Genomic DNA, 12078 nt, shown 5'->3' on the forward strand with positions numbered 1-12078 from the left:
GAAGATATGTTAGCCAATACACGTGATCTTGATGGCCAGTCTGACAAAAGAAATCCGCAGGATTTTGCACTTTGGAAAAAAGCAGAACCAGAACATATCATGAGATGGCCTTCGCCCTGGAGTGATGGTTTTCCGGGTTGGCATCTTGAATGTACTGCAATGAGCACAAAATATCTGGGTAATCATTTTGATATTCACGGAGGCGGAATGGATTTAAAATTCCCGCATCACGAATGTGAAATTGCCCAAAATCAAGCTTGTACAGGGCAAACTCCTGTAAATTACTGGATGCATGCAAATATGCTGACTTTAAACGGAAAGAAAATGGCAAAATCTACTGGAAATAACATATTACCCGGAGAGATTTTAAGCGGAGACAACAATATACTAAGCAAAGCTTTTTCTGCATCTGTAACCCGTTTTTTTATGTTACAGGCGCATTACAGAAGTATTCTTGATTTTTCTGACGATGCTATAGTTGCTGCAGAAAAAGGATATAAAAGATTGATGGAAGCAGTTGATACTTTGCCTAGTATTTCTGTTAGTACAAAAAGTTCAATCGATATCGCATCCTGGAAGCAATTGTGCTATGATGCTATGAATGATGATTTTAACACACCTATTTTAATTGCGCAATTATTTGAAGCAGTTCGTTATGTTAATTTATTGAAAGAAGGAAAAGAAACTATTTCAGCAGAAGATCTAAAAACATTTACAACCGCTGTTAATGCTTTTGTGTTTGATGTTTTAGGTCTAAGTGACGAAAAGGCGACCGACAGTAATAATGATAAATTAGAAGGTGTAGTTAACATGCTTATCGGAATGAGAAATCAGGCCAGAGCTGATAAAAACTTTGCTCTTTCTGACCAAATACGCGATCAGTTGATTGCTTTAGGAATTCAGCTAAAAGATGGGAAAGAAGGAACCAGCTTTTCAATATAAAATACAATTTCTATAATCATGAAAGCTACCACTCCATTTATTATATTAGTACGCTTTTATCAGAATGCCATTTCGCCATTCACGCCCTCTTCGTGCCGATTTGAACCAACGTGTTCAGGCTATATGATTGAAGCTTTGCAAACACATGGATTGTTTTACGGTGGCTATTTAGGCATAAAAAGAATTTTGAGTTGCCATCCCTGGGGAAAAACGGGATACGATCCTGTTCCAGAAAAGAAATGTTCGCATAAACATTAAATTATAGTTTTGCTCTCTTTAAATATTTATTTTTTACAATAAAAACAATTATATGACACAGGCTTTAAACATCATTTGGAACCCTTCAGAAGGAATCGATTTAGGATTTTTCATGATTCGCTATTACAGTTTAATGTTCGTAATCGCCTTTGGTTTAGGCTGGTTCTTAATGAAAAAGATTTTTGAACGTGAAAACGAAACAATTGAAAAATTAGATTCCTTATTTATCTGGACTGTTTTGGCAACTTTAGCAGGTGCCCGTTTAGGACATGTCTTTTTTTATGATTGGGAATATTTCAGGAATCATTTACTGGAAATCATTTTGCCTTTTAAGTTATCTCCATTTCAATTTACTGGCTTTCAAGGATTAGCAAGTCATGGTGCTGCTATTGCTATCATTATTGCGATGTACTATTACAGCAAAAAAATATTAAAACGCCCTATATTATGGATTTTAGACCGCGTTGTTATTCCGGTGGCAAGTGGAGCCATATTTGTTCGTTTAGGAAATTTTTTCAATTCGGAAATTATCGGTAATAAAACTACCTCCTCATTCGGAATTCGCTTTTTGCATGATCAATTTAGCAAAGGAGAAGCAGTAAATGCTACCCAAATCGCAAATCCAAAAGAGGCTTATACCGCTATTGCTACAGATCCTAAATTTGCAAATTTATTAGCACAGGTTCCGGCTAAGCACCCAACACAATTGTACGAAGCATTTTGCTATATTTTCGTATTTGCCATATTGTTTTTCTTATACTGGAAAACAAATGCCAGACTTAAATCAGGTTATTTATTCGGTTTATTTCTGGTGCTTTTATTTTTAGTACGTTTCATCGTAGAGTTTGTAAAAGAGAGCCAGGGAGGTTTTGAAAGCGAATTAGGATACTTTTCAACTGGACAATGGCTAAGTATTCCTTTTATAATTATTGGTCTTTTCTTCATAATAAGAGCACAACGAAATCCTTTAGCAACCTCATAAAACTTTTATTACATTAAAAACGATGCCCAATATTTAAATATTGGGCATTTTTTATGCGCTTTATTATTTTTAGAAGAGCAGAAAATAATCCTTTAATAAGCGTTTAGTCCCGCTGTACACTATATCTTTTACAGGCTAAAGAAGCCTGCAAAAGGATATCGCTACCATTGGGGCTATATTAGAGATCTATTTGTCACAAGAATAAAAATCCTTGATTAAATAAGTCTGTAATGAGATGATATTATTATTCAGCACGTTTTATATTATGACATTAATAAATTAATCCTTTTTAAATTATCCATAAATTCAGAAAAGATATTTACTCTATAAACGCAAAAAAAAAGATCCAGAAAAACTGGATCTTTTTTTATTTTTAAAACGGACAAATTTATTATGCCTGCTTATGTTTCTCTTCAATATTGCTTTTCTCCGCACTAGAAATTGAATCAACCAATACTGGTGTTGCAATAAATAATGAGGAATATGTACCTACTACAATACCTATTAACATTGCAAAGATAAATCCTCTAATGGATTCTCCACCAAAGATAAACATCGTCAATAAAACAATAATCATCATTAACGACGTATTCAATGTTCTTGATAATGTAGTATTAATAGATGCATTTACAATATCTTCAAAACTACCTTTACGGTTTCCAATGATAAACTCTCTAATTCTGTCAAATACAATTACAGTATCGTTCATAGAATAACCAATAACTGTAAGAATAGCAGCAATAAAGTGCTGATCCATTTCCATATGGAAAGGCATGAATTTATAACATAAAGAATAAATACCTAATACAAAGATAACATCATGCGCTACAGCTGCAATCGCACCTAATGAATACTGCCATTTACGGAAAGAAATCATTAAGTATAAGAAAATAGCACCCATTGCACCAAGAACAGCCCAATATGAATTCGTTTTAATGTCTTCAGAAATAGAAGCTCCTACTTTTGAAGATTGCAATACACCAACTGTTTTACCATCAAAAGTATTAGTAAACTTCTCATAAGTAACATTATTGAAATATTTTGCTAATGCCTTATATAATTTTTGATTTACTTCTTCATCAACAGCCACACCTTCTTCTTTAATTTTATATTTGGTAGTAATCTTCAGTTGATCATCATCTCCTAAAATTTTAGCTTCAACCGGTGTACCAAAAGCAGCTGACAATTCATCAGAAACTACAGTTGCATCTACAGGTTTTTCAAATTTAACCTGAAACGTTCGGCCTCCAACAAAATCAACACCTTCGTCTAATCCATTAACAAAAAAGATCGATATTAAACTTCCAATTACAATAATTGAAGAGAAAATATAAGTAAATTTTTTAATTTTAATAAAGTCAAAGTGGAAATTAGTAAACCAGTTTTTAGTAATATTTGTAGAGAAAGTTAAATCTCCTTTTCCGGCAATATTTTTATCTATAAAAATTCTGGCAATAAAAATTGATGTAAATAAGGATGTGGCAATACCTATAAGTAGAGTTAAGGCAAATCCTTTAATTGGTCCGGTTCCAAAAATAAATAAGATAGCACCAGTTAAAATATGTGTTACGTTGGCATCAATAATAGAACGCATTGCTCCATGCCATCCGTAAGAAGCAATAACTGCTTCTGATAATGACTTTCCTTCTCGTAATTCTTCTTTTGCTCTTTCAAAAATAATAATATTAGCATCTACAGCTGTACCTAATGTTAATACAATTCCTGCGATACCCGGCAATGTTAATACAAAACCAAAACTTGCCATAATTCCAAACAAGAAAAGCAAATTTAATAATAAGGCAAGATTAGCATACCAACCTGCTTTACCATAATAGAATACCATCCATAAACAAACTAATAAAAATCCTAATACAGCCGAAATTGTTCCTGCATCAATGGCTGCCTGACCCAAAGACGGACCAACTACAGTAGATTGTATAATATCTGCAGAAGCTGGTAACTTACCTGCATTTAAAACGTTGGCTAAATCTTTTGTTTCAGATACATCGAAAGCTCCGGTAATTTCCGATCTTCCACCTGCAATAGGTCCGCTTGTTACACCTGGTGCAGAATAAACTATATTATCAAGAACAATAGCAATATAACTTTTTTGAGCATAAGCTCTTCCTGTCAATTCTTCCCAAATTTTAGCTCCCTGACTGTTCATTTGCATAGAAACAGCTGGTTTTCCTAATTGGTCAAAAGTATCTTTGGCATCAGTAACAACACCACCATTCATAGCAGCTGCATTATCTCTGTTACCTTTTAAAGCATATAATTCTACAGCTTCAATATCTTTTTTCTTTTCGTCTTTTATTGTAGTAGGCTTACTCCATACAAATTTTGCATAATGCTGATCTGCAGCTAACAAAATTTTGATATCCGGTCTTTTTAAATATCCGTTAATAACAGCAGTATCTTTTGGCGCGAAATATCCTAAAACCGAACCTCCACCCTGGCTAAGCATTTTATCGAATAATGGATTGTTTCCTTTTTTAGTGTCAACAGAATCTTTTGTATCTGTTAATAAGGCATTCAATGAATCTTTTTCAACTGTCTTAGTTTCGGTTTTTTTAATTTCAGTTTTCTTTAAAGCTTCATTAGTGGCAACTAAAAAGTTTCCAATTTCTTCAACCTTATATGTTTCCCAAAATTCTAATTGAGCTTTACCACCTAATAATTTTTTGATTCTGTCAACATCTTTAGCACCCGGAAGTTCTACCAGGATTCTTCCTGATTCGCCTAATTTTTGAATATTTGGCTGTGTTACACCAAATTTATCAATACGCTCTCTTAATACTTTATAAGCGCTTTCTACAGACTCATCCACTTTTCTTTTGATAACTTTTTGTGCCTGAGCATCTGTCATTTGAAAATCAATACCACCTTCACCCTGTAAACTTCTGTTTGCAAAGATATCAGGAGATGCCAATTTTGTAGTTCCGTTTGCATTAGCCTCAAAAGCTTCAAAAAATTTATTTAAATAGGTTTTGTTTCCTTCTAAATTTGCAGTTGCATCGGCTAAAGACTTATTGAAAACCGGATTTTTAGAATTATTTGACAATCCTTTCAACACATCTTTAATAGAAATTTGAAGAATAACATTGATTCCTCCTTCTAGGTCAAGACCTTTATTGATTTGCTTGTTCTTTACTTCATTATAAGTAAAGTTTGTAAGCCCAAGATTTAAAACACTTTCCTTCCCTATAGAATCCAAATATTTTAATTCTTTTTCAGAGTTATCCCCTGCGAAAGCTTTTGCCTCACTTTTGACATTGTTGGCCACAAAAGTGAAAGAAAGTTGGTAAATACTTACCAATGCAAATAGAATTGCGAAAAATTTAATAAGTCCTTTATTCTGCATTATTACTAAAAATTAATTATGTTTTATTGTTTGTTTTTGTTTTAAAGTCACATAGAATAAGCCCTGACATGAGTTTTGAAAACTAAAAAACCAGATCACGAATTACAACATTTTTTTTAAACCGAGCAAATATATAATTTACGAAAAGATTAACCAATTTATTTATTAATTAATCTCAAAAAAAAGACTGCAAAAGTGCAGTCTTTTCTAATTTTAACGTAAATCTTATACTAAAATCGATTTTAAGGCCTCATTCATACTTCTAACTGCATCTGCACTTTTAGCAAATAAAACCTTTTCTTGATCATTTAATTGTATATCCAGAATTTCTTCTACACCATTCTTTCCAATAATACATGGAACACCAATACATATATCTTTTTGTCCATATTCGCCTTCGACAAAAACAGAACATGCAATCATTTTCTTTTGATCATTTAAAATACTATCTACTAAATAAGCAACAGAAGCTCCGGGAGCATACCATGCAGATGTACCTAAAAGCCCGGTAAGTGTAGCTCCCCCAACCATAGTGTCGGCAGCAACTTTCTGCAACACTTCTTCTGAAAGAAACGCTGTAACCGGAATTCCATTATAAGATGCCAACCGTGTTAATGGAATCATAGTTGTATCACCGTGACCACCAATAACCATTGCTGAAATATCGTTTGCAGGTTTATCTAAAGCCAATGAAAGATACGTTCTGAAACGCGAACTATCCAAAGCACCACCCATACCAATAATTCTGTTTTTTGGCACTCCGGTTGACTTTAAAGCTAAATAAGTCATGGTGTCCATCGGATTAGAAACGACAACAATTATAGTGTCCGGAGAATGTTTTAATACATTTTCAGCAACTGTTTTTACAATTCCTGCATTAATACCTATTAATTCTTCACGAGTCATTCCTGGTTTTCTTGGAATTCCTGATGTAATAACAACTACATCGCTTCCGGCAGTTTTAGAATAATCATTGGTTACACCAGATACTTTGGTATTAAAACCTGTATTGGTGGAACATTGCATAATATCCAACGCTTTACCTTCAGCAAAACCTTCTTTAATATCCAACAATACAACTTCGCTTGCGATTCCTCTATAAGAAATAACATCCGCACAAGTGGCTCCAACATTTCCTGCTCCTACAATGGTAACTTTCATATTTTATACTTTATTGGTTATTAGTTAATTCGTTTATTTAATAATCGAAAATTTATTAAATTTTCTTATGCATCAATATTGGCGTAAACCGCATTTTTCTCGATAAACTCTCTACGTGGTGGAACCTCATCTCCCATTAACATTGAGAACACCCTGTCAGCTTCAGCCAGACTATCAATATTAACCTGACGTAGGGTTCTGAAATTAGGATCCATTGTGGTTTCCCATAATTGTTCCGCATTCATCTCCCCAAGACCTTTATAACGTTGAATAGCAGCACTTCCACCCATTTTTTCATTAGCCTGATCACGCTGAACATCATTCCACGCATATTCCTTTTTATTTCCTTTTTTAACCAAATATAATGGAGGAGCTGCAATGTATACGTGACCTTCTTCAATCAGTTCTTTCATAAAACGGAAGAAGAATGTTAATATTAAAGTAGAAATATGACTACCATCAACATCGGCATCACACATAATAATTACTTTATGGTAACGCAATTTAGTCAAATTTAACGCCTTACTATCTTCTTCTGTTCCAATTGTTACACCAAGCGCTGTAAAAATATTACGGATCTCTTCGTTTTCGAAAACTTTATGGTGCATCGCTTTTTCTACATTCAAAATCTTACCACGTAATGGCAAAATAGCCTGAAATGCCCTGTCACGACCTTGTTTTGCGGTTCCACCAGCCGAATCTCCCTCGACAAGATACACTTCACAGCGTGCAGGATCCTGTTCAGAACAATCCGATAGTTTTCCTGGTAATCCGCCTCCGCCCATTACGGTTTTACGCTGTACCATTTCACGTGCTTTTTTAGCAGCATGACGAGCCTGAGCAGCCAAAATTACTTTTTGAACAATAATACGGGCATCATTTGGATTTTCTTCCAGATAATTCTCAATCATTTCACTTACAGCCTGACTAACCGGCGAAACGACTTCTCTGTTTCCAAGTTTTGTTTTTGTCTGACCTTCAAACTGAGGTTCTGCTACTTTTACCGAAATAATAGCAGTTAATCCTTCACGGAAATCATCTCCGGAAATATCGAACTTTAATTTATCCAACATTCCTGAAGCGTCAGCATATTTTTTAAGGGATCTGGTCAAACCAGTTCTAAATCCTTGTAAATGTGTTCCTCCTTCGTGTGTATTAATATTATTTACGTAAGAAAAAATATTCTCGGTATAACTGGTATTATAGATTAAAGCCACCTCAACCGGAATTTCCCCTTTTTCATGGTCCATAGAAATTACATGGGAAATGATTGGCTCACGATTTCCATCCAAATAGCGGATATATTCTTTTAAACCCTCATCAGAATGAAAGATTTCAGTTCTAAATTCTCCTTTTTCATCAACATCTCTCTTGTCTGTAAAAGTGATTGTAATTCCCTTATTCAAATAAGAAAGCTCACGCATACGTGCAGACAAAGTATCATAAGAAAACTCTGTTGTCTGTGTAAAAATAGTATTATCAGGATAAAAAGTCTGACGCGTTCCTCTTTTATCAGTTTCACCAATTTGCTTAACAGGATATAAAGATTTACCTCTTTCGTATTCCTGTTCGTATATTTTACCATCTCTAAAGACAGTTGATCTCATGTGTACCGACAGTGCATTTACAACCGAAACCCCTACACCGTGCAAACCTCCTGAAACCTTATAGGAATCCTTATCAAATTTACCTCCGGCACCAATTTTAGTCATTACTACTTCAAGCGCCGAAACGCCTTCTTTTTTATGCAAATCAACAGGAATACCACGTCCATTATCTTCTACAGTAACAGATCCGTCTTCATTAATTGCAACACCAATAGTATCACAATGCCCTCCCATTGCCTCATCAATAGAGTTATCAACAACCTCATAAACCAAATGATGCAGACCTCTAACCCCTACATCTCCTATATACATTGATGGACGCATTCTTACGTGTTCCATCCCCTCTAATGCCTGAATACTATCTGCTGAATAATTGTTCTTCTTGATTTCTTCGCTCATATAATTTATTCTAAAAAATGTAATTATTGTCTAACACGCAAATATATAAAAACGCAATTTATATATCCATTAAATTGCGATTTAAACCACCTAAGTTATTAACATATTATCAAAAAAAGTCAATAAAAAAAAAGGAAAAACTTATATCGTTTAAAAAATCAATTCAATTCAAAATATAATTCAACAAAAAAATCCGAAGCATGTATTTATATTACTGCTTCGGATTTTAAATATAATTCAATTCTAAAATTTTGAACTAAAAATAACTTACAAAATTTATATTATGAAATCAACACATTATGCTTTCACATAGGCATCATCATGCACGCTCGCAACTGCCCTACCTGAAGGATCGTTCATATTTTTGAAAGCTTCATCCCATTCCAAAGCAATTTTTGTACTACAAGCCACACTCGCTTCCTGAGGAACACATAATGCAGCTGCGTCACTTGGAAAATGTTCAGCAAAAATTGAACGATAGTAATATTCTTCTTTAGAAGTTGGAGTCTGTAATGGAAATTTATATTTGGCATTTGCCAATTGTTCATCCGAAACTGCTTCTCCAACTACTTCTTTCAAAGTATCAATCCAGCTATATCCTACTCCATCAGAAAATTGTTCTTTTTGTCTCCATGCAACACTTTCAGGAAGCATATCTTCAAAAGCTTTACGAACAACCCATTTTTCCATTGGGTGTTCTTTGTTGATCATTTTATCCTGTGGGTTGATACGCATCGCAACATCCATAAATTCTTTATCTAAAAACGGAACACGACCTTCAATTCCCCACGCTGCTAAACTTTTGTTGGCACGTAAACAATCGTACATATGTAATTTACCTAATTTACGAACGTTTTCTTCGTGAAATTCTCTTGCATTTGGTGCTTTATGGAAATATAAATAACCTCCAAACAACTCATCTGCACCTTCACCCGAAAGCACCATTTTAATTCCCATTGATTTAATAACCCTTGCCATTAACCACATCGGAGTTGAAGCACGAACTGTAGTTACATCATACGTTTCTAAGTTGTAAATCACATCTTTAACAGCATCTAAACCTTCCTGAATGGTGAATTTAATTTCGTGATGAATAGTTCCGATATGTTTTGCTACAATTTGAGCCGCTGCCAAATCAGGAGAACCTTCTAATCCTACTGAGAATGAGTGCAATTGTGGATACCAGGCATCTGTAGTATCATCTGACTCAATACGTTTTTGCGCATATTTTTTGGCTACAGCCGAAGTAATAGACGAATCTAAACCTCCTGAAAGCAATACTCCGTAAGGAACATCACTCATCAATTGTCTGTGTACTGCTGCTTCTAATGCTTTTTTGATTTCCGGAATACTAGTTTCGTTATCTTTTACTGCATCAAATTCTTCCCAGTCTCTTTTGTACCATTGTACAAATTCACCGTCTTTACTGGTCATATAATGTCCCGGAGGAAACAATTGGATTTTCGTACAGTATCCTTCCAATGCTTTCAATTCTGAAGCCACATAGAAAGTTCCGTCCTGATCCCATCCAATGTATAATGGAATAATTCCCATATGGTCACGAGCTATAAAGTACTCATCTTTCTCAACATCATAAATTGCAAATCCGAAGATTCCGTTCATTTCATCAACAAAATGAGGTCCTTTTTCTTTGTAAAGTGCTAAAATAACTTCACAGTCACTTTCAGTCTGAAAGTTATATTTTCCTTCAAATTGTTTACGCAATTCCCTGTGGTTGTAGATTTCACCATTTGCAGCCAAAACCAATTTTTTGTCTTCAGTAAATAAGGGTTGCTTTCCTGAAGCAGGATCAACAATTGCCAAACGCTCATGAGAAAGAATTGCTTTTTCATTACTGTAAATACCACTCCAGTCCGGTCCGCGGTGACGAATGATTTTAGACATTTCTAATACCTGAGGTCTTAGTGTTTCGGCTTTTTGTTTTAGGTCAAAGGCACATACGATTCCACACATAATTATATATTTTTATTTGTAAATTTTATTTTGATAAGGCAAAGATGCAGTAATGGTTATGATTGAAAAACACAAATACCTATTTTGGTTTTAATTTATAACTAATAATTTACATTTACATATAAAATGTAAAATTTACGTACCTAAAAAAGCTTTGTACTTGAAAATTTTAATTTCAATCTTAAATAGGGCAATGAGAAATTGAAATACCTTTATTCGATACTTTCAATCGTATAATACGTTTTGTTGATTTCAAATTCAAAACCCACTTTATTACCTATTAAGTGAGTTCCCAATGGAGATTGTGGAGAAAGCGCAATAATATTTACACCGTCAATTGCAATTTTAGGAAGTGCAACGCTCAGATACAAATGAATCCCGTTTGCCTTTACCAAACTTCCTGATATAATATTTTCAGTTGTTTTAGAAGCATCTATTTTATCTAAAATTGCTTTCTGACCTATTGCTTCTTTAAGTTTATTGGTTAGTTTTTCCTGTTCGATGTGCATCATCGACAAAGCTGTTTCGTGTTTGTCACCGGCTGAACCTTTTGCATCGTTTTTAGAATCTTCTGTCAAAGCCGAAATCATATCCCTGAAAACATCTATGCGATCGTGAACCATTTGTAAATAATGAGAATGGATTTTTTGCTTGAAAGTCATTTTTATATAAGGTTCAAAAATTCTAAGTTAGTATGAAATGTGTAAAAATAGATTAATATTTCAAAGTCATAAAAAATTAACACGATGTTTTTTATTTTTAGATAAACAATCTATAATTTTAACACTTATTAATTTAACTCTCGTTATGAAAAAATCAACAATTATTACCGCAATTGCATTTGGTATTACAATGCTTTTATCCTCAAATGTGAATGCTCAAAAATTCCCGGGCCTTGATAAAAGTCCAATGGATGTAGCATCGTATCCTACTGATTATAAAGATGCTTCGAAAATTGTAAAAGTTACCTACAGCAGACCTCAACTTAATGGCCGTGATGTAAAAACACTTGTTCCTGATGGAAAAGTATGGAGACTGGGTGCTAATGAAGCTACTGAGATCACTTTCTACAAGGACATGAAATTAGGTGACAAAAAGATTAAAGCCGGAACCTATACTTTATATGCGCTTCCGGAAAATGATTCTTTTACCCTAATTATCAGTAAAGATTTAAATGTTTGGGGATCTTATTCTTACAAAGAAGAAAATGATATCGCAAGATTAAAAGTTCCGATGACTCAGGCAGCGGAATCATTAGAGGCTTTTTCAATGGTTTTTACAAAAGCTGACAAAGGTGTTGTTTTAAACTTAGGTTGGGATAAAGCAAGAGTAGCTATTCCTTTTACAGAATAAAAGATTATACTGCTAAAAAAAATAGCTTCCGGATTGGA

Annotated in this window: 9 protein-coding genes; 4 read left to right on the plus strand and 5 right to left on the minus strand. The window is 34.0% G+C overall.

The window, feature by feature from the left end; translation table 11 throughout:
• The 3 genes from ABI657_RS08320 to lgt all read left to right on the plus strand — a co-directional run.
• A partial coding sequence (locus ABI657_RS08320; protein ID WP_348096785.1) for a DALR domain-containing protein occupies positions 1-942 on the plus strand: 942 nt, incomplete at its 5' end.
• Between the two features lie 18 nt (positions 943-960).
• Entirely contained in the window at positions 961-1200 is a 240-nt protein-coding gene (gene yidD, locus ABI657_RS08325) for a membrane protein insertion efficiency factor YidD (RefSeq protein ID WP_348096786.1), read from the plus strand.
• A gap of 52 nt (positions 1201-1252) precedes the next feature.
• Entirely contained in the window at positions 1253-2182 is a 930-nt protein-coding gene (gene lgt / locus ABI657_RS08330) for a prolipoprotein diacylglyceryl transferase (protein WP_348096787.1), read from the plus strand.
• A gap of 391 nt (positions 2183-2573) precedes the next feature.
• Here lgt and secDF read toward each other — a convergent pair whose 3' ends face one another.
• From secDF to ABI657_RS08355, 5 genes are all read right to left on the minus strand, one after another.
• Positions 2574-5546, minus strand: a complete 2973-nt coding sequence (secDF, locus tag ABI657_RS08335) for a protein translocase subunit SecDF (RefSeq protein ID WP_348096788.1) — start codon at positions 5544-5546, stop codon at positions 2574-2576.
• Between the two features lie 225 nt (positions 5547-5771).
• Positions 5772-6707, minus strand: a complete 936-nt coding sequence (gene mdh, locus ABI657_RS08340; RefSeq protein ID WP_348096789.1) for a malate dehydrogenase — start codon at positions 6705-6707, stop codon at positions 5772-5774.
• A 65-nt stretch (positions 6708-6772) separates the two neighbouring features.
• Complete coding sequence (gene gyrB, locus ABI657_RS08345) at positions 6773-8713, minus strand: DNA topoisomerase (ATP-hydrolyzing) subunit B (RefSeq protein WP_348096790.1); 1941 nt, start codon at positions 8711-8713, stop codon at positions 6773-6775.
• Between the two features lie 297 nt (positions 8714-9010).
• Positions 9011-10687: an asparagine synthase B gene (gene asnB, locus ABI657_RS08350; protein WP_348096791.1), complete on the minus strand. Its 1677-nt coding sequence runs from the start codon at positions 10685-10687 to the stop codon at positions 9011-9013.
• A 212-nt stretch (positions 10688-10899) separates the two neighbouring features.
• On the minus strand, positions 10900-11349 hold the full coding sequence (locus ABI657_RS08355) for a hypothetical protein (RefSeq protein WP_348096792.1): 450 nt from the start codon (positions 11347-11349) through the stop codon (positions 10900-10902).
• Positions 11350-11494: 145 nt separating this feature from the next.
• Here ABI657_RS08355 and ABI657_RS08360 point away from each other — a divergent pair, with 145 nt between their 5' ends.
• Complete coding sequence (locus ABI657_RS08360; RefSeq protein ID WP_348096793.1) at positions 11495-12040, plus strand: DUF2911 domain-containing protein; 546 nt, start codon at positions 11495-11497, stop codon at positions 12038-12040.
• Positions 12041-12078 lie beyond the last annotated feature (38 nt).

It is taken from the genome of Flavobacterium sp., assembly GCF_039930565.1.
Taxonomy (GTDB): domain Bacteria; phylum Bacteroidota; class Bacteroidia; order Flavobacteriales; family Flavobacteriaceae; genus Flavobacterium.

Bases quoted from the DNA above. Each gene is read 5' to 3' on its own strand.
- gyrB (WP_348096790.1), bottom strand. From the start codon at position 8,713: ATGAGCGAAGAAATCAAGAAGAACAATTATTCAGCAGATAGTATTCAG.
- ABI657_RS08360 (WP_348096793.1), top strand. From the start codon at position 11,495: ATGAAAAAATCAACAATTATTACCGCAATTGCATTTGGTATTACAATG.
- ABI657_RS08355 (WP_348096792.1), bottom strand. From the start codon at position 11,349: ATGACTTTCAAGCAAAAAATCCATTCTCATTATTTACAAATGGTTCAC.
- mdh (WP_348096789.1), bottom strand. From the start codon at position 6,707: ATGAAAGTTACCATTGTAGGAGCAGGAAATGTTGGAGCCACTTGTGCG.
- asnB (WP_348096791.1), bottom strand. From the start codon at position 10,687: ATGTGTGGAATCGTATGTGCCTTTGACCTAAAACAAAAAGCCGAAACA.
- yidD (WP_348096786.1), top strand. From the start codon at position 961: ATGAAAGCTACCACTCCATTTATTATATTAGTACGCTTTTATCAGAAT.
- secDF (WP_348096788.1), bottom strand. From the start codon at position 5,546: ATGCAGAATAAAGGACTTATTAAATTTTTCGCAATTCTATTTGCATTG.
- lgt (WP_348096787.1), top strand. From the start codon at position 1,253: ATGACACAGGCTTTAAACATCATTTGGAACCCTTCAGAAGGAATCGAT.